The following is a 20,409-nucleotide window of genomic DNA, read 5'->3' on the forward strand; positions in this document are numbered from 1 at the left end:
ATCACGCTGAACGCGCTCGTCCTCAAACGCCGGACGGGCTGAAATTCAGCCTCTCCGGCGTTTGAGGAGCGGGGGTTCGGGGGCTGGCCCCTGAAAAGGGACGGGAATGGGTAGGGGCGGCGGGGGCGAAAAACGTCTGGCCAGGGATGGACGCCGAATGCCCCGCGCGCCAAGGAGGCGGGCGGGGCACTCGCAAGCGCAGCGCAGCGGTTACGCCGGGACGCTCGCCACACCCCGCGCCAGGAACGGCTTCCCGTTGACCCGCTCGGAGACACCCTCACGGTCCAGGTAGGGAGTGATCCCACCCAGGTGGAAGGGCCAGCCGGCACCAGTGATCAGGCACAGGTCGACATCCTGGGCCTCGGCCACGACACCCTCGTCGAGCATGAGCCCGATCTCCTGGGCAACCGCGTCGAGGACCCGCTCGCGCACCTGCTCCTCGGTCAGCACGACCTCGCCCTGCTTCAGCAGCGCCGCGACCTCCGGGTCCAACTCCGGCTTCCCGGAGTCGTACACGTAGAAGCCCCGCTTGCCCGCCTTGACGACGGCCGCAAGGTTCGGGGAGACAGTGAACCGCTCCGGGAAGGCCCGGTTCAGCGTCTCGGAGACGTGCAGACCGATCGCCGGACCGACCAGCTCAAGGAGGACGAGAGGAGACATCGGCAGACCCAGCGGCTCCACCGCCTTCTCCGCGACCTCGACGGACGTGCCCTCGTCGATGACGTTCTGGATCTCGCCCATGAAGCGCGTGAGGATGCGGTTCACGACGAACGCCGGGGCGTCCTTCACCAGAACCGCGGTCTTCTTCAGCTTCTTGGCGACGGCGAAGGCCGTGGCCAGGGAGGCGTCGTCCGTGGCCTCGCCCCGCACGATCTCAAGCAGCGGCAGGATCGCGACCGGGTTGAAGAAGTGGAAGCCCACGACCCGCTCGGGGTTCTTCAGCTTCGACGCCATCTCGGTGACCGACAGCGAGGACGTGTTGGTGGCGAGGATCGCGTGCGCCGGGGCGACCGCCTCGACCTCCGCGAACACCTGCTGCTTGACGCCGATCTCCTCGAAGACGGCCTCGATGATGAAGTCGGCGTCGGAGAAGCCCTCGGCCTTGTCCAGCACACCGGTGACCAGGGCCTTCAGGCGGTTGGCCTTGTCCTGGTTGATCCGGCCCTTGCCGAGCAGCTTCTCGATCTCGGCGTGGACGTACCCCACACCCTTGTCGACGCGCTCCTGGTCGATGTCGGTCAGCACGACCGGCACTTCGAGGCGGCGCAGGAAGAGCAGGGCGAGCTGTGAGGCCATCAGACCGGCGCCCACGACACCGACCTTGGTGACCGGACGCGCCAGCGACTTGTCCGGGGCACCCGCGGGACGCTTGCCGCGCTTCTGCACGAGGTTGAACGCGTAGATGCCGGCGCGCAGTTCGCCACCCATGATCAGGTCGGCGAGGGCCACGTCCTCGGCGTCGTAACCCTGCTGCAGGTCACCGTTCTTCGCCGCGGCGATGATGTCCAGCGCGCGGTACGCGGCCGGGGCCGCCCCGTGCACCTTGCTGTCCGCGACGAAGCGGCCCTTGGCGACGGCCTGGTCCCAGGACTCGCCGCGGTCGATCGCCGGACGCTCGACCTTGACGTCACCCTTCAGCACCTGGGCGGTCCAGATCAGCGACTGCTCCAGGAAGTCCGCACCCTCGAAGAGGGCGTCGGCGATGCCCAGGTCGAAGACCTGCTGGCCCTTGAGCTGCTTGTTCTGGTTGAGCGAGTTCTCGATGATCACGCTCACCGCGCGCTCGGCGCCGATGAGGTTCGGGAGCAGCGTGCAGCCGCCCCAGCCCGGGACCAGGCCCAGGAACACCTCGGGCAGCGAGAAGGCCGGCAGGGCCTTCGAGACGGTCCGGTAGGTGCAGTGCAGACCGACCTCGACACCGCCGCCCATGGCCGCGCCGTTGTAGTACGCGAAGGTCGGGACCGAGAGGGCCGAGAGACGCTTGAAGACCTCGTGGCCGCCCTTGCCGATGGCCAGCGCGTCCTTGTGGTCCTTCAGGAGCTCGACGCCCTTGAGGTCCGCGCCGACCGCGAAGATGAACGGCTTGCCGGTGACACCGACGCCGATGATCTCGCCGGCCGCGGCCTCCTTCTCGACCTGGTCGATCGCGGCGTCGAGGTTCGCCAGCGAGGCCGGGCCGAAGGTGGTCGGCTTGGTGTGGTCGAGGCCGTTGTCGAGCGTGACGAGCGCGAAGCGCCCGGCGCCGAACGGCAGGTCGAGGTGGCGTACGTGCGCCGACGTCACGACCTCGTCGGGGAACAGCTCGGCCGCGCCCTTCAGGAGTTCAGTGGTGCTCACTTGTCGCCTCCGGCGTCCTTGTGGTGCGGGTTCTCCCAGATCACCGTGGCGCCCATGCCGAAGCCGACGCACATGGTGGTGAGGCCGTAACGGACCTCCGGCTGCTCCTCGAACTGGCGGGCCAGCTGAGTCATCAGCCGGACGCCGGAGGAGGCCAGCGGGTGGCCGTACGCGATGGCGCCGCCGTACTGGTTGACGCGCGCGTCGTCGTCGGCGATGCCGTAGTGGTCGAGGAACGCGAGGACCTGGATGGCGAAGGCCTCGTTGATCTCGAAGAGGTTGATGTCCTCGATGGAGAGACCGGCCTTGGCCAGCGCCTTCTCCGTGGCCGGGATCGGGCCGTAGCCCATCACCTCGGGCTCGACGCCCACGAAGGCGTACGAGACCAGGCGCATCTTGACCGGCAGGTTGTTCTCGCGGGCGAAGTCCTCGGACGCGATGATCGAGGCGGTGGCGCCGTCGTTCAGACCGGCCGCGTTACCGGCGGTGACCCGCCCGTGCACACGGAACGGCGTCTTCAGACCGGCCAGGTTCTCCAGGGTGGTCCCCGGGCGCATCGGCTCGTCGGCGGTGACCAGGCCCCAGCCCGTCTCACCGGCCTCCGCGTTCGTACGGCGTACGGAGATCGGGACCAGGTCGGCCTGGATCTTGCCGTCCGCGTAGGCCTTGGCCGCCTTCTCCTGCGAGCGCACGGCGTACTCGTCGGTGCGCTGCTTGGTGATGTGCGGGTAGCGGTCGTGCAGGTTCTCGGCGGTCATGCCCATGAACAGGGCGGACTCGTCGACCAGCTTCTCGCTGACGAACCGCGGGTTCGGGTCCACGCCCTCGCCCATGGGGTGGCGGCCCATGTGCTCGACACCACCGGCGATGACGGCGTCGTACGCGCCGAACGCGATGGAGCCGGCGGTCGAGGTGACCGCGGTCAGCGCACCGGCACACATGCGGTCGATCGAGTAACCCGGCACGGACTGCGGCAGCCCGGCCAGGATTCCGGCCGTGCGGCCCAGCGTCAGGCCCTGGTCGCCGATCTGCGTGGTCGCGGCGATGGCGACCTCGTCGATCTTCTTCGGGTCGAGACCGGGGTTGCGGCGCAGCAGCTCCCGGATCGCCTTCACGACGAGGTCGTCGGCACGGGTCTCGTGGTAGATGCCCTTCGGGCCCGCCTTGCCGAACGGGGTGCGGACGCCGTCGACGAAGACGACGTCCCTGACGGTACGAGGCACGATGGCTCTCCTCCAGATGCGGGATGGCACTGCTGCGCGACACACACGCCCTGAGCGCGCGCTCACCTCCCATGCTACTTGCGGGTAACCACCCTGCCCAGTCCCACAGCGGGGAGCGGCGAAGGTCACACGGCTTTCAGCGGCTCGGCGGGTGCGTGGTGGCTGCTCGCGCGGTTCCCCGCGCCCCTGAAAGCGGGCTGCGCCCCTGCTTTTGTCTTTTGGGGGCGCGGGGAACTGCGCAACAACCCACGACGCACCCGCACCCCCATACGAACCCCTACCGCGGCGGCGCCGTGGACCCCCGGGGCGTCAGTACGGGTGTGGGCACCGGATGCGACCCCCCACCCTCCGCCCCCGTGGCCCCCGTGACAACGTCGAACAACGTCCGCGCCACCTCCGCCCCGAACCCATGCACGTCATGGCTCATCGCGGACAGCGTCGGATGCGTCAGCCGGCACAGCTGGGAGTCGTCCCAGGCGAGCAGCGAGACATCTCCGGGCACGCTCAGCCCCATCTCCGCGGCCACCGAAAGACCGGCCACCGCCATGATGTCGTTGTCGTACACGATCGCCGTAGGCCGATCGCCGACCGCGGCGGTCAGCAGCGACCGCGTCGCCCTCGCCCCCGCGTCCCCCGAGAAATCCGTGGCGACCTGCTGGGCCCCGGCCAGCTCAAGGACCCGGGCCGCCTCGTCGAACGCGGCCGTACGGATCGCCGTGTGGCCGAGCGCCGCCGCGCCGCCGACCCGGGCGACCCGCCGATGCCCGAGCGCCGCGAGATACCGCACGGCCTCGGTGACGGCGGTCGCGTCGTCGGTCCACACGGAGGTGAGCCCGCCGGTGAGCGAGGGGTGCCCGACGGCCACGACAGGCATGCCGAGCCGCTCGACGGCGGGCACGCGCGGATCGTCGGCCCGGAAGTCGACCAGGATCGACCCGCTGATCTGCTTGCCCCGCCACCAGGAGTCCTGGAGCCCGACCTCCTCCTCCACCGTGCGTACGAGCCGCAGCAGCAGGGAGCAGGAGTGCTCGGTCAGCACGCTCTCCACGCCCGAGATGAACTCCATGTAGAACGGTTCGAGCCCGAGCAGCTTCGCCGGCCGGCAGATGGCGAGGCCGATCACGTCCACGCGCCGGTTGGAGAGCGACCGGGCGGCGAGGTTCGGCGCCCACCCCAGTTCGCGCGCCGCCTCGAAGATCCGGTCCCGGGTCGCGTCGGCGAGCCCCGGCTTGTGGTTGAAGGCGAGCGACACGGCTCCCTTGGACACCCCGGCGCGGGCCGCGACGTCCTTGATGGTGACGCGGGGTGGTGTCGTCATCGTGCGGGCTCCACGCAGTACAGGGCGGATCGTGCGGTCTCCGCGTCCAGATCGTCCAGAGTCTCCCAGCCGCGCACACCGATGGTCACCCGTTCCCCGGGGAGCAGGGTCACCAGACCCCGGTCGGCCGACGCGCGCGGGTCCAGCCGGTCGGCCTGCAGCAGCAGATCCCGTACGAGCGTATGGGCCGTGACGGTCACCAGGTCGCCGCCCGGAGAGACCGAGACGTCGAACCGCGGCCGGGGGTACGGGACTTCACGGTCGGGCACGGGAAAGTGCAGCGCCCGCAGCCTGCCCCCGTCCCCATCGTCCCCACCCCCGTCCACGTCCGCCACCAGGAACTCCTTGGGCCCGGCGGGCTCCAGCTCCCTCGGCACACGCACATCGGCGACGGCCCGCGCCCCGGCATCGAACCCCACACTCTCCTCGGCCACGGCACCACCCTCCACCGACATCCGACGCAACGTCAGACGGCCCTTCCAGGGCTCGGCGGCCTGGTTGATCACCGCCAACACCAGCCCATCACCCTGTGGTTGGAGCGTGAGCAGCCGGTCCGCGTACAGCCTCTTCAGCTCGTGGTAGAGCGGCTTCTCGCGGCCGTCGCCGTCGATCGCGGCCCAGGAGGTCACCGGCCAGCAGTCGTTGAGCTGCCAGACGATCGTGCCTGCGCACACCGGCCAGTGCGAGCGCCAGTGCTCGATCCCGGCGGCGACGGCCCGGGCCTGGTTGACCTGGGTGAGGTAGTGCCACCGGTCGAAGTCGCCCTCGGAGAAGCCCTGTTCGGGCACGGGGAAGTGCCGCGCGAGCCCGCGCAGCAGCTTGCCGTTGCCGTCGTCGGCCTTCTGGTGGTGCAGCATGCCGGGGGAGTCGGGCGCGAGTTCCTCGTCGGGCAGGGCGCGCCGCAGCGTGGCGTACGCGGGCGGTGCCTGCCAGCCGAACTCGGCCACGAAACGGGGGACATGGAGCCGGTAGTCCGCGTAGTCCTCCCGGTTCCACACCTCCCACGAGTGGTGCGTGCCGTGCGCCGGGTCGTTCGGGTGGCGGTCCCAGGAACCGGACCAGGGGCTGCCCGGCGTGTACGGCCGTGTCGGGTCCAACTCGGCGACGACACGCGGCAGTAGACCCAGGTAGTAGCCCTCGCCCCACGAGTCCCCGGCCAGCCGCTGTTCCCAGCCCCAGTCCTTGAAGCCCCACAGGTTCTCGTTGTTGCCGTTCCACAGCACGAGCGAGGGGTGCGGCATCAGCCGTACGACGTTCTCGCGTGCCTCGGCCTCCACCTCGCCCCGCAGCGGCTGTTCCTCGGGGTAGGCGGCGCAGGCGAAGGGAAAGTCCTGCCAGACCAGCAGGCCCAACTCGTCGCAGGCGTCGTAGAAGTCCTCGCTCTCGTAGATGCCGCCGCCCCAGACGCGGACGAGATCCACGCCCGCGTCGGCCGCCCGGGTCAGCCGGGTGCGGTACCGCTCGCGGGTGATCCGGGACGGGAGGACGTCGTCCGGGATCCAGTTGACGCCCCGGGCGAAGAGCCGCTCGCCGTTCACGACGAAGGTGAAGCTCGACCCGTGCTCGTCGTTCCCGCGGTCCAGCTCGACGGTCCTGAAGCCGATCCGGCGCCGCCAGATGTCCAGCAGCCCCTCGTGGCTGAGCCACAACTCGACGTCGTACAGCGGCTGTTCGCCGTATCCGCGCGGCCACCACAGGTCGACGTCCGGCACTTCGAGGCGTACGACCCCGCTGGTGCCGTCGACCGTCGCCTCGGCCCGGACGCCGCCGATCCTCGCGCCGAGGGTGAGCCCCGCCTCGACCCTGGTCCGTTCGACGTCGACGTACAACTCGACCCGCCCCACGCCCTGTTCGACCGTCACGACCGGACGCACCCGGGCGATCCGTGCCGTCGACCAGTGCTCCAGGCGCACCCGCTTCCAGATGCCGGCCGTCACCAGCGTCGGTCCCCAGTCCCAGCCGAAGGAGCAGGCCATCTTGCGGATGTACTGGAAGGGCTCGGGATAGGCGTTCGGCCGCTCGCCGAGCCGTCCGCGCACCGCCTCCGCCTCGCCGTAGGCCGAGCGGAAATTCACCGAGAGCCGGCCGCTCAGCCCCGTGATGTCGAAGCGGTGGGAGCGGTGCATGTTCCTTACCGAGCCCAGGAGTTGACCCTCGAGCCGGATCTCCGCCGCGGTGTCGAGACCGTCGAAGACTAGGTCCGTCTGCTCGTGCCCGCCCGGGATCGGGGTGAGCGTCGTCTCGTACGTCCAGTCGCGCCGGCCCACCCACGCCACGTCGGTCTCGTTCCGACCGAGGAACGGGTCCGGGATGATCCCCGCCGCCAGCAGATCCGTGTGCACACAGCCCGGCACCGAGGCGGGGAGCGCGGCCCCGTCGTGCCGCAGGATCCATCCCTCGTCGATCGGTGTGACGTCCAGCATGCGCACTCCTAAACCGGTATAGGCCATTGCTGACCAGGGCTGGTACACACTCGTGAATCGTTGGCCGAAATAAGGACTTTACCGGTTTAGTGACGGCTGTCAGAGTGCGGAACCAGCCATCCCACTCGTGCTCATCCGTCCCTGAACGGAGCTGGTGCAAATGAACCGCCGCACGAAACTCGCCGGAAGTCTTTTCGCCGCCGCACTGCTGGCCGCGGGCTGTACCGGAAGCGGAGGCACGTCGAAGGGCGCGGACGCCAAGGCACCCGTCGACCCCGACAAGGTGTCCGGCACGATCACGGTCCTCACGCACCGGACCGACCTGGTGCAGGACGGCACGATGAAGAAGTACGCCGCCGAGTTCAACAAGACCTACCCGAAGGTCAAGGTCGAGTTCGACGCCCTCACGGACTACGAGGGCGAGGTCAAGATCCGGATGAACACCGAGAACTACGGCGATGTGCTGATGATCCCCGCCGTGATCAAGAAGAGCGACTACCCCAAGTTCTTCGCCTCCCTCGGCACCGGGACCGAGCGCGCGAAGAAGTACCTGTTCACCGACTTCACCACGGTCGACGGCAAGGTGTACGGGCAGAGCCCGATGGGAGCGCTCCCCGGCTTCCTCTACAACAAGCGGGTCTGGAAGGAGGCCGGGATCACCGACTGGCCCACCACACCGGCCCAGTTCATCGACGGTCTCAAGGCCGTCAAGGCCAGGACCGACGCGATCCCGTACTACACGAACTTCAAGGACATGTGGCCGCTGACGAGCTGGACATACGTCGACGGCGCCGTCAGCTGTGACCCGAAGGCGACGAGCAGGCTCGCCGAGGGCGACCCCTGGGCCGAGGGTGAGGACCTGCGCGTCGGCGACACCATGCTGTACGACATCGTGCGCGGCGGGCTGATCGAGAAGGACCCCACGACCACCAACTGGGAAGCCTCCAAGCCCAAGTTGGCCAAGGGCGACATCGCCACGATGTGGCTCGGCTCCTGGGCGATCACCCAGTTCCAGGCCGCCGCGAAGCAGGCCGGCGCGAACCCGGACGACATCGGCTTCATGCCCTTCCCCGCCCAGAAGGACGGGAAGTTCTGCGCCACCATGTCGCCGGACTACAACCAGGCCGTCAACGTCAACTCCGACCACAAGGAAGCGGCCCGCGCCTGGATCGACTGGTTCACCGACAAGTCCGGCTACGCGGCCGACAACCTGACCCTCTCCCCGGTCAAGGGCGCCCCGCTGCCGGAGGTGCTGCAGCCGTACGAGGACGCGGGCGTGAAGCTCATCGAGCTCGACGACGCCAAGGGCGCGGCGGTCAAGGAGATCGACAACCAGTCCGAGGTCGGCATCTACAAGCCCGACTATCGCCAGGACCTCGTCGACCTCGCCCGCGGCGCCAGGAAGGGCAGCCTCGACGACTTCCTGGGCGACCTGGGCAAGCGCTGGGAAGAGGCGCGGAAGTCCTCGGGGTCCTGATGACGGACACCACCGAGAAGGCGGCGCGGCCGAAGGAGGCCGCGTCCGCCGCCCGCACGGCACGCGCCCGGGCCCCGCGCCGTCTGCGCCTGAGGAGGGGCCTGACCCCGTGGCTCTTCCTCGCCGCTCCGCTGGTCCTGCTGATCACCTTCACGTACGCACCGGTCGCCAACATGGTCGCGTACAGCTTCACCGACTGGGACGGCGTCAGCCCCGAGCTGAGCTACACGGGCGCCGACAACTACGTCGAACTCTTCACCCGCCCCGAGCTGTTCGAGGTCTTCTTCGTCAGCGGCTACTACCTGGCCGCGTCCGTGATCCAGATAGTCGCCGCGCTCTACTTCGCGACGGTCCTCAGCTTCAACGTCCGCTTCCGGAACTTCTTCAAGGGAATCCTCTTCTTCCCGTACCTGATCAACGGGGTCGCGATCGGGTTCGTCTTCCTCTACTTCTTCCAGGACGGCGGCACGCTCGACTCGGTGCTGAGCCTCTTCGGCGTCCACTCCGACCGCGCCTGGCTGGGCACCCCGGTCTCCGCGAACGTCTCGCTGGCCGGCGTCTCCGTCTGGCGCTACATGGGCCTGAACTTCGTCCTGTTCCTCGGCGCCATCCAGTCCATCCCGGGGGAGTTGTACGAGGCCGCCGAGCTGGACGGGGCGAACCGCTGGCACCAGTTCCGGTACATCATCGCGCCCGGCATCAGGCCCGTACTCAGCCTGACCGTCATCCTCTCCATCTCCGGCTCGCTGTCGGCCTTCGAGGTGCCGTTCATCATGACCGGCGGCGCGACCGGCACCGAGACCTTCGTGATCCAGACGGTGAAGCTGGCCTTCCAGTTCAACAAGACGGGGCTCGCCTCGGCTGCCGCGGTCGTGCTCCTGCTGATCATCCTGGCGGTGACCTGGGTGCAGCGCCGCCTCGTCCCGGACGACAAGGTGGACCTCGTATGAGCCCCATGTCCCGCAGGGGGATCGCCCGGACCCTCACCTACCTGTCCCTGGTCGTCGCGAGCGTGGTCGTCCTGCTCCCGCTCCTCGTCGTCCTCCTCACCTCCCTCAAGTCCGAGAAGGAGATGGCGAACGACAGCGGGGCGCTCCAACTCCCAGACGACCTGCTGAACTTCGACAACTACGTGACGGCGTTCCAGGACGGCCGGATGCTCTCCGCGTTCGGGAACACCGCGTTCATCCTGCTGTTCTCCGTCACCGGCACGGTGATCATCGGGTCGATGGCGGCGTACGCGATCGACCGCTACACCTTCCGCTTCAGAAAGCTGGTCGTCGCGCTGTTCCTCGTCGCCACGCTCGTACCCGGCGTGACCACCCAGGTGGCGACCTTCCAGATCGTCGACAGCTTCGGCATGTTCGACAGCCGCTGGGCGCCGATCGTGCTCTACATGGGCACGGACATCGTCTCGATCTACATCTTCCTGCAGTTCGTCCGGTCGATCCCGATCTCGCTCGACGAGTCCGCCCGGCTCGACGGCGCGAGCGCCTTCACGATCTACCGGAAGATCATCCTGCCGCTGCTGAAGCCCGCGATCGCGACGGTGGTCATCGTCAAGGGGATCACCGTCTACAACGACTTCTACATCCCGTTCCTCTACATGCCGTCCGAGGATCTTGGCGTGATCTCAACGTCCCTGTTCCGCTTCAAGGGCCCCTTCGGAGCGCACTGGGAGACGATCGCGGCAGGAGCGATCCTCGTGATCCTGCCGACCCTGATCGTCTTCCTGTTCCTGCAGCGCTACATCTACAACGGCTTCACGAGGGGCGCGACGAAGTAGACCGCCGGGCCGCCGCCCCGCCACGGCGGTCCGGCGAACCTCACCTACTCCTTGGGCTTGGCCTTGACGGCCAGAGCCACCACCAACACCGGCGTGACCTGCTCGACCTGCCAGGGCCGAGCCCCGTACCCGGCCAGCGCGGCCGCAACCGACTCGGCGTCCGCGGAAGCGGGCGGCTCCCAGCAGACCCGCCGGACCGTGTCCGGAGTGATCAGGTTCTCCTGAGGCATGTTCAGCGTCTCCGCCAGCGCGGAGACGGCGGCCCGCGCCGCGGACAGCCGGGCCGCGGCCACCGGGTCCTTCTCCGCCCAGGCCCGCGGCGGCGGAGGCCCGGTCACCGGCTGCCCGGGCTGCGGCAGCTCGGCGTCCGGCAGCTCCTTCGCACGGTCGACGGCGGCCTGCCACTGCTCCAGCTGACGTCGTCCCATCCGGTGCCCGAATCCGTTGAGCGCGGCGAGCGCGTGCACGTTGGCCGGAAGTGAGAGGGCGGCTTCCACGATGGCCGCGTCCCCGAGCACCTTGCCGGGCGAGATGTCCCTGCGCTGCGCGACCCGGTCCCGGGTCTCCCACAGCTCCCGTACGACCGCCATCTGGCGACGGCGGCGCACCTTGTGCATGCCCGACGTACGGCGCCACGGGTCCTTGCGGGGCTCGGGCGGCGGTGCCGAGGCGATCGCGTCGAACTCCTGGCGGGCCCAGTCCAGCTTGCCCTGCCGGTCGAGCTCCTTCTCCAGCGCGTCCCGCAGATCGACGAGCAGCTCCACGTCGAGCGCGGCGTAGCGCAGCCACGGCTCGGGGAGCGGACGCGTCGACCAGTCGACCGCGGAGTGCCCCTTCTCCAGTACGAAGCCCAGGACGCCCTCGACCATCGCGCCGAGGCCGACCCGCGGGAACCCGGCCAGCCGTCCGGCCAGCTCGGTGTCGAACAGGAGGCTGGGGACCATGCCTATCTCGCGCAGACACGGCAGATCCTGGGTGGCCGCGTGCAGTACCCACTCCACCCCGGAGAGCGCCTCGCCGAGGCCCGACAGGTCGGGGCAGGCGACGGGATCGATGAGTGCGGTGCCCGCGCCCTCGCGGCGCAGCTGCACCAGATACGCGCGCTGGCCGTAGCGATAGCCGGACGCCCGCTCGGCGTCCACGGCGACGGGGCCGCTGCCGGCCTCGAACGCGGCGATCACCTCGGCGAGCGAGGCCTCGTCGGCGATGACGGGCGGAATTCCGTCGCGGGGCTCCAGCAAGGGGATCGGCGCCGGTTCGACGTCGTCCGGAGGAGCGCCTCCGGTGGTTCGCAGTGAACTGTCTGCTGCGGTCTCTTGGGCGTCGGTCACCTGTCAAGGGTATCTGTGTATGGACGACGCCCGTCGACGGAACGTTCCGTCGACGGGCGTCTGAGGGTCGTAAACCAGTCAGGTCAGTGAATCCTGAATCATCAGAGAATCCGGAATCAGTGGATGATCCCCGTCCGCAGGGCCACCGCGACCATTCCGGCGCGGTCGCCGGTGCCGAGCTTGCGGGCGATACGGGCGAGGTGGCTCTTCACGGTCAGCGCGGACAGACCCATCGAGACGCCGATGGCCTTGTTCGACTGGCCCTCCGCCACCAGCCGGAGCACCTCGACCTCACGGCCGGACAACTCGCGGTAACCGCCCGGGTGGCTCGGGGAGCCCGGGGGACGGCGGTGCATACGGGCGGCGGCGGAGCCGATGGGAGCGGCGCCTGGCCGGGTGGGAAGCCCGAGGTTCGTACGGGTGCCGGTGACCACATAGCCCTTGACGCCGCCCGCGAGGGCGTTGCGTACGGCGCCGATGTCGTCGGCGGCGGACAGGGCCAGGCCGTTCGGCCAGCCGGCGGCCCGGGTTTCGGACAGGAGGGTGAGGCCGGAGCCGTCGGGGAGATGGACGTCTGCGACACAGATGTCGCGGGGGTTGCCGATGCGGGGACGAGCCTCCGCGACGGACGAGGCCTCGATCACGTCGCGAACACCGAGCGCCCACAGGTGGCGGGTGACGGTGGAGCGCACACGGGGATCGGCCACGACCACCATCGCGGTCGGCTTGTTCGGGCGGTAGGCGACCAGGCTTGCGGGCTGCTCGAGGAGAACGGACACCAGGCCTCCTGGGGTGGGGGACGGGGCACCGGCTGTGGGGATGAAGCCGGGACGAACCGTGCTTTCAAGGTCACAGAGGTCTTCGGCACCAAACCCGTCCGCCTTTAGAGAATGATCACGATTTGGTGAGTAACAATGCGTGCAATTCGGACGGGCGATCGATCATCCGAAGATCGAAACGAGTTCGCTCCGCTTCGTTACGCGGCCGAAAGTGGTCGTATCGACAAAAGGTCAGAAGCTTTCGCGCACCGGCCAGGAGGCTCCGGAGACGGCCCGAGCCCGCAAAACCCCAAGAACCCGAGCCCCAAACCCCAAGAAAAAGTGCCGTGTTCGCGCGATGTGATCCGGACAGTGGTCCCACGCACGGGTGTCTCTCCCTGCGCGAAGGCTCTGTTCCCCTTAATCTTCCCCGCATGGCTGCGGCTCAGGGACGACTGTCGGACGGCGCTGGCGGAATGGACGACCCGAAGGAGGGGGAGCGGGATGCGATGGAGGCGGCTCCGCTGCCTTTCCGGGCCGCTGTCGACGCGTTGAGGGCCGCGCGGCTGCGGCCGCAGATCGAGATCGACCCGACGAAACCGCCGCAGCGGCTCGCCCCCTTCACCTACGCGCTGGAGGCCACCGTCGTCGACGGCGACGAGGATCTGGCGGACGGCCGGCTCGTCCTGCTCCACGACCCGGCCGGTCACGACGCCTGGCAGGGCTCGTTCCGCCTGGTGACCCTGGTCCGCGCGGAGCTGGAGGCCGAGATGGCCACCGACCCGCTGCTCCCCGAGGTCTGCTGGTCCTGGCTGACCGGCGCGCTCCAGGCCCGCGGCCTCTCCTACGGCGAACCCAGTGGCACCGTCACCCGGGCCGGCTCCCACTACTTCGGCGGGCTCGCGGACCGGCCGGCCAACTCCCAGATCGAGATCCGCGCCTCCTGGACACCCCGCGAAGGCCTCGGCGGTGTGCCCGACACGGCCTCCCATCTGGCGTCCTGGTGCGACCTCCTCGCCCAGATCGCCGGCCTGCCCCCGGCCGCCCCGGGCGACGCCTCCATCGTCAGCCTCCCGCAGCGCCGGGGCCCCCAGTCCCGCTGACCCGGACCGCCGCGCCCCTCTCCCGCGCCCATGCGCGGGTCCGGGGCCCGGGCCGTACCCGGGATCGGGGGCCGCGCCGACCGTGGGAGACTTTTCGGCGTGAGCGCCATTGACCGCCCCAAGGGCCAGCAGCCGACAGCGACGTACGACTCCACCTTCCTCAAGGCGTGCCGACGCGAGCCCGTGCCGCACACGCCCGTGTGGTTCATGCGGCAGGCGGGGCGGTCACTGCCCGAGTACCTGAAGGTGCGCGAGGGCATCCCCATGCTGGAGTCCTGCACGCGGCCCGAGCTGGTCACCGAGATCACGCTCCAGCCGGTACGGCGGCACAACGTGGACGCGGCGATCTACTTCAGCGACATCGTCGTACCCCTGAAGGCCATCGGTGTCGACCTCGACATCAAGCCCGGTGTGGGTCCGGTCGTCGAGAAGCCGATCCGCTCCCGCGCCGACCTCGCCCAGCTGCGCGACCTGACGCCGGACGACGTCTCGTACGTCACCGAGGCGATCGGAATGCTCACGAGCGAACTCGGCCCGAAGCCTCTCATCGGTTTCGCCGGTGCGCCCTTCACGCTCGCCAGCTACCTCGTGGAGGGCGGGCCGTCCCGCAACCACGAGCACACCAAGGCGCTCATGTACGGTGACCCGCAGCTCTGGGCCGACCTGCTCGACCGGCTCGCGGACATCACGGCCGCCTTCCTCCGGGTGCAGATCGAGGCGGGGGCCAGCGCCGTCCAGCTCTTCGACTCCTGGGTCGGCGCGCTCGCACCCGCCGACTACCGGCGCTCGGTGATGCCCGCCTCCACGAAGGTGTTCAAGGCCGTCGAGGAGTACGGCGTCCCGCGCATCCACTTCGGTGTCGGTACGGGTGAGCTGCTCGGGTTGATGGGCGAGGCCGGGGCGGATGTTGTCGGCGTCGACTGGCGGGTGCCGCTCGACGAGGCCGCCCGGCGCGTCGGGCCCGGCAAGGCGCTGCAGGGCAACCTCGACCCCGCGGTCCTCTTCGCCCCGACCGAGGCCGTCGAGGAGAAGACCCAGGAGGTTCTCGACGCGGCGGCGGGTCTGGAGGGGCATGTCTTCAACCTCGGGCACGGTGTGCTGCCGTCGATGGACCCGGACTCGCTGACCCGGCTCGTCGAGTACGTCCACACACGTACCGCGCGCTAGTTCACCCTCACCAGCGCGGGTGCGCTCGTCTGCCCCACAGGAGCCCTCGGGGTTCCGGTGGGGGAGGGGTGCCGGGGCGCAGCGGCCAGGCCAGGAGCATGCCTGCCAGGAAGCCGACGACGTGGGCCACGTACGCCACGGTGCCGGCCGCCGAGACGCCGGTGCCGGACGAGTAAAGCGCCTGGAGGACGAACCAGGAGCCCAGCACGATCCACGCGGGCAGGCGCAGCGGCAGGAAGATCAGGAACGGGACGAGGACCCAGACCCTGGCTCTCGGGTAGAGCACCAGATACGCGCCCAGGACGCCGGCGATCGCGCCCGACGCACCGATCAGCGGGTCGCCGGAATCGGCGTTGACGAGGGCGAAGCCGTACGCCGCCGCGTAGCCGCAGACCACGTAGAACAGCACGTAGCGGATGTGGCCGAGGCGGTCCTCGATGTTGTTGCCGAAGATCATCAGGAACAGCATGTTGCCGAGCAGGTGCAGCCAGCTGCTGTGCAGGAACATCGCCGTGAGGACCGACACCGGGGGCGACTTGTCGTAGCCCGGCGGGCCGACGAGGCAGCCCACGCCCTGCGGTCCCACACCCACGTCACCGGTCGGGACGGTCGTCGGCGTCTGGCCGTGGATCAGCTCCCGGGGCACCGCCGCCCAGTGGTCCAGGAACGCCTGGAGGTGGCACAGCTGGGCCGGGCCGCTCTCGCCGGTGATCGAGCTCGCCACACCCGGAGTGGCCAGGAACACCACGAAGTTGGCGGCGATCAGCGCGTACGTCACATACGGCGTGCGACGGACCGGGTTCACGTCATGGACGGGTATGACCACGGGGAAATTCTGCCCGGGTTCGGGGGACTCTGAACGGGACCGCGGGCGTGTGCGTATGTCTCGGCAACCGTCGTGATCCAAGCAACACGTGAGGAACAGGTCAATGAACGACCGAGTCACTCAGCCCCTGATCGCCACGCCGGACGGAGAGGCGGAGCTTGCCCTCGTGGTCAGGCTGTCGTGGGAGGACGTGGCCGCGCTCGGCCAGGAGGCCGGTCGGTTGTCCGCCAGCATGCAGCGGCCCGTGACGTTGGACGAGGCGGTGAGCCACCGGCTGCGGAACCGGCAGGCGGGGTCGCACGCGCGGCCTCAGCAGGCGCCGCCGATGCCGCCGTCGGCGGTGTCCGCGCCCGCGGTGTCGACGGTCTCGTCGTTGCCGCGGTCGCCCGGTGAGCAGGCCCGGCAGGCCATAGAGAAGATCAACGGGAACGGGTCGGCGCAAGGCGCTTGAGCGGGGTTGTCGGCTTCGGGTTCGCCATGGCCGGCCGCGCCCACGCGGCGGAGTCGCGGATGTCGCAGCCCCGCGCCTCTTATGAGGCGCTCCCTGCCCGCACCGCCGTCACCGCCTTGCGGGCCGCCACCAGGATGGGGTCCCAGACCGGGGAGAACGGTGGGGCGTAGCCGAGGTCCAGGGCCGTCATCTGTTCGACCGTCATGCAGGCGGTGAGGGCGACCGCGGCGATGTCGACGCGTTTGGCGGCGCCTTCCCGGCCGACGATCTGGACGCCGAGGAGGCGGCCGGTGCGGCGTTCCGCGAGCATCTTGACCTTCATGGGGTCGGCGCCCGGGTAGTAGCCCGCGCGGCTCGTCGACTCGATGATGACCGTCTCGAACCGGAGGCCCGCCCGGCGGGCGTCCTTCTCGCGCAGGCCGGTACGGGCGATCTCCAGATCGCAGACCTTGCTGACCGCCGTGCCGACGACGCCGGGGAACGTGGCGTAACCGCCACCGACGTTCGCGCCGATCACCTGGCCGTGCTTGTTGGCGTGGGTGCCCAGGGCGATGTGGCGTTCGCGGCCCGAGACCAGGTCGAGGACCTCGACGCAGTCGCCGCCCGCCCAGATGTTCTCGTGCCCTCGCACCCGCATCGCCAGATCGGTCAGCAGCCCCTTGTGGTCGCCGAGCGGCAGCCCCGCGGCCTCGGCGAGCGCGGTCTCGGGACGTACGCCGATGCCGAGGACCACCACGTCCGCCGGATACTCGGCGTCCTCCGTCGCCACCGCCCGGACCCGGCCGTCCTCACCGGTCAGGATCTTGGTGACCTCGGCGTCGTTCACCATCGTGATGCCCAGGCCCTCCATGGCCTCGTGCACCAGCCGCCCCATGTCCGGGTCGAGCGTCGACATGGGCTCCTGGCCGCGGTTGACGACCGTCACCTCGTACCCGCGGTTGATCAGCGCCTCGGCCATCTCCACGCCGATGTAGCCCGCGCCGATCACCACCGCGCGGCGGCCCGCCGTACGGGCCAGTGTGTCGAGGAGGGCCTGCCCGTCGTCGAGGGTCTGCACGCCGTGCACGCCAGGCGCGTCGATGCCGGGCAGTGACGGCCGCATCGGATGGGCGCCCGTCGCGAGCACGAGCTTGTCGTACGACGTCCACGCCTCGGCGCCCGATTCCAGGTCCCGGGAGCGTACGCGCCCGCCCTCGACGTCGAGTTCAGTGACCTCCGTACGCATCCGCAGGTCGATCCCGCGCGCCCGGTGCTCCTCAGGAGAGCGCGCGATCAACTGGTCCCGGTCCTCGACGTCACCGCCCACCCAGTAGGGGATGCCGCACGCCGAGTAGGAGGTGAAGTGGCCCCGCTCGAACGCCACGATCTCCAGCTTGTCGGGGCCCTTCAGACGGCGTGCCTGGGACGCGGCGGACATGCCCGCCGCGTCCCCTCCGACGACCACCAGGCGCTCTTGGGAACGGCTCGCACGGCTCATGCTCATACGAACACGCTACGGGTGTCCCGCATTTCGGTCCTGCTCAGGATCGCGCCGAATCGGTCGGATCCGCTCAGTCCTTGTCGTCGCCCTCTGACCGGATCGGCGGGGCGACCGGCAGCGAACCCGTGCCCGCGCCGCTCGGCGCCGCCGCGACCGGGCGGGCCGGCGTCCGGCCGCGCAGGAAACGCACCCACAGGAACAGCAGCAGCGCCGCGCCCACCAGGAAGGGCAGGACCGCCCCCAGAGCCAGCGCGATCCAGCGGAACATGGTGACGAACGCGTCCCAGCCGCCCCCGAGCGCGTCCGCGAACCCCGGGTCGTCGTCCTTCGCGACCTTCTTCACCGGCGTCTCGGACAGCGACAGGGTGATCGTCGCCAGGCTCGTACGGTCCTTCAGGGACGTCTGCTGGGCCAGCAGCGACTCCAGGTCGGCCTGACGGGTGCTCAACTCGCCCTCGAGGGTGACCACATCGCTCAGCTTGGTCGCCTGGTCCATCAGCTCGCGGATCCGCACCACACTGGCGCGCTGCGACTTGATCCGGCTCTCCACGTCGACGACCTGCTCGGTGACGTCCTCGGCCTTGGCCCTGCGGTCGATGAGCTTGCCCGAGCCCTCCAGCTCCGTGAGGACCTCCTCGTACTTGTCCGAGGGCACCCGCAGGACGACACGGGAGCGCTCGCGGCCCTCGGAGTCGCGGTCCGTGGTCTCGTTGCCGACCATGCCGCCCGCGTTCTCCACCACCGTGCGGGCCTCGTCGAGGGACTTCGGCACGTCCTTGACCTGCACGGTCAGGGACGCGGTGTGGATGATGTGGGCGGTCAGTTTCGGTGCTTCGGCGGCCTGCTCCTTCTTGCCGCCGCTCGCGTCGCTGTCGGCCGCGCCCGCGCCCGCCTCGTTCGCACCCGGGGCGCCGGCCTTGGCATCCGAGCTCGCGCTCCCGCCGTCGTCCGCGCCCGTGCACCCTGTCAGGGCGAGGGCCGCGGCGAGGCACAGTGCCGAGAGGAGCTGGACAGGTCGTGCGGATCGGTGCCTGGTCGTGCCACTGCCACGTGTCTGCATATCGGCTTACCCCCGAGGGTGTCGTGATGACTGACGCTCCTACGACGCAGAGCCCTTGTGAGACGTTGGCCGAATCCGGTCCCGAAGCGGTCACGGTCCGGACTCGTCATGGACACCCTCACCGGCACGTTCACCGGCACCGGGGCCCGCGGGACTGTCGGTGGGGTCTGGGACAGTGGAGGCATGCACGCAGACACACGTACGGGCACCGGTCATGTCGTCGTCATCGGGGGTGGTGTCGCCGGTCTGGCCGCCGCCCACCGGCTGCTGGACGGCGGGGCGCGCGTGACCGTGCTCGAGGCCACGGACCGGCTCGGCGGCAAGCTGCTGCCCGGGGAGATCGCCGGCGTCCGGGTCGACCTCGGCGCCGAGTCGATGCTCGCCCGGCGGCCCGAGGCGGTGGCGCTCGCCCGCGAGGTGGGCCTCGCCGACCGGCTGCAGCCGCCCGCGACGGCCGGCGCCTCGATCTGGATGCGCGGGGCACTGCGGCCCATGCCCAAGGGGCACGTCATGGGCGTCCCCGGAGACGCGGCAGCCCTCTCCGGAGTCCTCTCGGAGGAGGGCCTGCGCCGGATCGAGCGCGACCGCGCACTGCCGCGCACGGAGGTCGGCGACGACGTGGCGGTGGGGGAGTTCGTCGCCGCGCGCCTAGGCCGCGAGGTCGTCGACCGCCTCGTCGAGCCCCTCCTCGGCGGTGTCTACGCGGGCGACGCGTACCGCATCTCGATGCGCTCGGCCGTCCCCCAGCTCTTCGAAGCGGCCCGCACCCACACGTCGTTGACGGAGGCCGTCCGCGAGATCCAGGCCAGGGCGGCCAAGAACCAGCAGACAGGCCCGGTCTTCACCGGCATCGAGGGCGGCGTCGGCGGGCTCCCGCTCGCCGTCGCGGAGTCGGTCCGCGCCCGGGGCGGCGAGATCGTCACGGGGGCACCGGTGACGGAGCTGCGGCGGGTCGAGGGCGGGGCGGCCGGGGCGGACGGCGGCGGGCGCTGGCGTGTCGTCGCCGGTGGTGACGTCCTCCATGCCGACGCCGTCGTCGTGGCGGTGCCCGCCGGTGCCGCGGCCGGGCTGCTAGGCGCCGAGGCCCCGGCCGCCGCGGCCGAGCTCGCGACCGTCGAGTACGCCTCCATGGCACTGATCACCCTCGCCTACCGCCGCGACGAGATCGCCCTCCCCGAAGGGAGCGGTTTTCTGGTGCCGCCTGTTGACGGGCGCACCATCAAGGCCTCGACGTTCGCCTCCCAGAAGTGGGGGTGGATCGCGGAGGAGGACCCGGACATCGTGGTCCTGCGCACGTCCGTCGGGCGCTACGGAGAGACGGAGATCCTCGGCCGGGACGACGCCGGCCTTGTCGACGTCTCACGGCACGACCTGCGCGAGGCCACCGGCCTGCACGCCGAGCCCGTCGAGACCCGGGTGACCCGCTGGACCGACGGCCTGCCCCAGTACCCGGTCGGGCACCACGCGCGCGTGGCCCGCATCCGCGAGCACGTCGGCAAGCTGCCCGGTCTCGCCGTCTGCGGAGCGGCGTACGACGGTGTCGGCATCCCGGCCTGCATCGCGAGTGCGAACGCGGCCGTGGACAAGCTGACCGGCGACCGCGCGGGACTGACGGACGCCCTGATCACGAACCCGGTGCAGAGCCTGCACGGCGGAGCGGGAGAATAGC

General features: G+C 70.1%; 16 protein-coding genes. 7 read left to right on the forward strand and 9 right to left on the reverse strand.

All coding sequences use genetic code 11. From position 1 onward, the window contains the following. Positions 1–210: 210 nt before the first annotated feature. From ACN20J_RS37540 to ACN20J_RS37555, 4 genes are all read right to left on the reverse strand, one after another. A complete protein-coding gene (locus ACN20J_RS37540) occupies positions 211–2,337 on the reverse strand; it encodes a 3-hydroxyacyl-CoA dehydrogenase NAD-binding domain-containing protein (RefSeq protein ID WP_419667615.1) in 2,127 nt (708 codons plus the stop codon). Beyond that, complete coding sequence (locus ACN20J_RS37545; protein WP_055616739.1) at positions 2,334–3,560, reverse strand: thiolase family protein; 1,227 nt, start codon at positions 3,558–3,560, stop codon at positions 2,334–2,336. Before ACN20J_RS37545 ends, ACN20J_RS37540 begins: the two co-directional genes overlap by 4 nt. A gap of 277 nt (positions 3,561–3,837) precedes the next feature. Further along, complete coding sequence (locus tag ACN20J_RS37550) at positions 3,838–4,878, reverse strand: LacI family DNA-binding transcriptional regulator (RefSeq protein ID WP_189841265.1); 1,041 nt, start codon at positions 4,876–4,878, stop codon at positions 3,838–3,840. After that, positions 4,875–7,301 (reverse strand): glycoside hydrolase family 2 protein, encoded by a 2,427-nt coding sequence (locus ACN20J_RS37555; protein WP_419667616.1) that lies wholly within the window; start codon positions 7,299–7,301, stop codon positions 4,875–4,877. Before ACN20J_RS37555 ends, ACN20J_RS37550 begins: the two co-directional genes overlap by 4 nt. Positions 7,302–7,461: 160 nt before the next feature. On the opposite strand from ACN20J_RS37555, the gene ACN20J_RS37560 reads away from it, so the two are divergent. The 3 genes from ACN20J_RS37560 to ACN20J_RS37570 are packed head-to-tail and all read left to right on the forward strand — an operon-like array spanning position 7,462 to position 10,564. Further along, the gene (locus ACN20J_RS37560; protein ID WP_419667617.1) at positions 7,462–8,778 is read left to right on the forward strand and encodes an ABC transporter substrate-binding protein; all 1,317 of its coding nucleotides are present in this window, start codon (positions 7,462–7,464) and stop codon (positions 8,776–8,778) included. Continuing rightward, a complete protein-coding gene (locus tag ACN20J_RS37565) occupies positions 8,778–9,728 on the forward strand; it encodes a carbohydrate ABC transporter permease (protein ID WP_189841268.1) in 951 nt (316 codons plus the stop codon). Before ACN20J_RS37560 ends, ACN20J_RS37565 begins: the two co-directional genes overlap by 1 nt. Positions 9,729–9,733: 5 nt before the next feature. After that, on the forward strand, positions 9,734–10,564 hold the full coding sequence (locus tag ACN20J_RS37570; RefSeq protein WP_361993637.1) for a carbohydrate ABC transporter permease: 831 nt from the start codon (positions 9,734–9,736) through the stop codon (positions 10,562–10,564). A gap of 44 nt (positions 10,565–10,608) precedes the next feature. On the opposite strand, the gene ACN20J_RS37575 is transcribed toward ACN20J_RS37570, so the two are convergent. Beyond that, positions 10,609–11,895: a ribonuclease D gene (locus ACN20J_RS37575; protein ID WP_189841269.1), complete on the reverse strand. Its 1,287-nt coding sequence runs from the start codon at positions 11,893–11,895 to the stop codon at positions 10,609–10,611. Between the two features lie 116 nt (positions 11,896–12,011). Continuing rightward, positions 12,012–12,674: a response regulator transcription factor gene (locus ACN20J_RS37580; RefSeq protein WP_055616736.1), complete on the reverse strand. Its 663-nt coding sequence runs from the start codon at positions 12,672–12,674 to the stop codon at positions 12,012–12,014. 455 nt (positions 12,675–13,129) lie between these two features. Here ACN20J_RS37580 and ACN20J_RS37585 point away from each other — a divergent pair, with 455 nt between their 5' ends. Continuing rightward, positions 13,130–13,756: a DUF3000 domain-containing protein gene (locus tag ACN20J_RS37585; RefSeq protein WP_055616735.1), complete on the forward strand. Its 627-nt coding sequence runs from the start codon at positions 13,130–13,132 to the stop codon at positions 13,754–13,756. 99 nt (positions 13,757–13,855) lie between these two features. Continuing rightward, positions 13,856–14,923, forward strand: coding sequence for a uroporphyrinogen decarboxylase (gene hemE / locus ACN20J_RS37590; RefSeq protein WP_189841270.1), 1,068 nt, complete (start codon positions 13,856–13,858; stop codon positions 14,921–14,923). A 7-nt stretch (positions 14,924–14,930) separates the two neighbouring features. Here the strand turns inward: hemE and ACN20J_RS37595 are convergent, their stop codons facing one another. Then, positions 14,931–15,749: a rhomboid family intramembrane serine protease gene (locus ACN20J_RS37595; protein WP_189841271.1), complete on the reverse strand. Its 819-nt coding sequence runs from the start codon at positions 15,747–15,749 to the stop codon at positions 14,931–14,933. A 103-nt stretch (positions 15,750–15,852) separates the two neighbouring features. On the opposite strand from ACN20J_RS37595, the gene ACN20J_RS37600 reads away from it, so the two are divergent. Continuing rightward, positions 15,853–16,200, forward strand: a complete 348-nt coding sequence (locus ACN20J_RS37600) for a hypothetical protein (protein ID WP_189841272.1) — start codon at positions 15,853–15,855, stop codon at positions 16,198–16,200. A 79-nt stretch (positions 16,201–16,279) separates the two neighbouring features. On the opposite strand, the gene ACN20J_RS37605 is transcribed toward ACN20J_RS37600, so the two are convergent. Both ACN20J_RS37605 and ACN20J_RS37610 read right to left on the reverse strand, forming a co-directional pair. Beyond that, the gene (locus ACN20J_RS37605) at positions 16,280–17,683 is read right to left on the reverse strand and encodes an FAD-dependent oxidoreductase (protein ID WP_419667618.1); all 1,404 of its coding nucleotides are present in this window, start codon (positions 17,681–17,683) and stop codon (positions 16,280–16,282) included. A 67-nt stretch (positions 17,684–17,750) separates the two neighbouring features. Continuing rightward, positions 17,751–18,740 (reverse strand): DUF4349 domain-containing protein, encoded by a 990-nt coding sequence (locus ACN20J_RS37610; RefSeq protein ID WP_189841274.1) that lies wholly within the window; start codon positions 18,738–18,740, stop codon positions 17,751–17,753. Between the two features lie 183 nt (positions 18,741–18,923). Between ACN20J_RS37610 and hemG the strand changes: the two genes are divergently transcribed. Continuing rightward, on the forward strand, positions 18,924–20,408 hold the full coding sequence (hemG, locus tag ACN20J_RS37615; protein WP_419667619.1) for a protoporphyrinogen oxidase: 1,485 nt from the start codon (positions 18,924–18,926) through the stop codon (positions 20,406–20,408). The last annotated feature ends 1 nt before the right edge of the window (position 20,409 follow it).

The organism is Streptomyces sp. 2-1 (assembly GCF_048564895.1).
Lineage (GTDB): Bacteria > Actinomycetota > Actinomycetes > Streptomycetales > Streptomycetaceae > Streptomyces > Streptomyces phaeochromogenes.

Coding starts and splice junctions, on each gene's coding strand:
- ACN20J_RS37550 (WP_189841265.1), bottom strand. CDS start 4,878: ATGACGACACCACCCCGCGTCACCATCAAGGACGTCGCGGCCCGCGCC.
- hemG (WP_419667619.1), top strand. CDS start 18,924: ATGCACGCAGACACACGTACGGGCACCGGTCATGTCGTCGTCATCGGG.
- ACN20J_RS37610 (WP_189841274.1), bottom strand. CDS start 18,740: ATGCAGACACGTGGCAGTGGCACGACCAGGCACCGATCCGCACGACCT.
- ACN20J_RS37605 (WP_419667618.1), bottom strand. CDS start 17,683: ATGAGCATGAGCCGTGCGAGCCGTTCCCAAGAGCGCCTGGTGGTCGTC.
- ACN20J_RS37570 (WP_361993637.1), top strand. CDS start 9,734: ATGTCCCGCAGGGGGATCGCCCGGACCCTCACCTACCTGTCCCTGGTC.
- ACN20J_RS37600 (WP_189841272.1), top strand. CDS start 15,853: ATGAACGACCGAGTCACTCAGCCCCTGATCGCCACGCCGGACGGAGAG.
- ACN20J_RS37585 (WP_055616735.1), top strand. CDS start 13,130: ATGGACGACCCGAAGGAGGGGGAGCGGGATGCGATGGAGGCGGCTCCG.
- ACN20J_RS37555 (WP_419667616.1), bottom strand. CDS start 7,301: ATGCTGGACGTCACACCGATCGACGAGGGATGGATCCTGCGGCACGAC.
- ACN20J_RS37565 (WP_189841268.1), top strand. CDS start 8,778: ATGACGGACACCACCGAGAAGGCGGCGCGGCCGAAGGAGGCCGCGTCC.
- ACN20J_RS37560 (WP_419667617.1), top strand. CDS start 7,462: ATGAACCGCCGCACGAAACTCGCCGGAAGTCTTTTCGCCGCCGCACTG.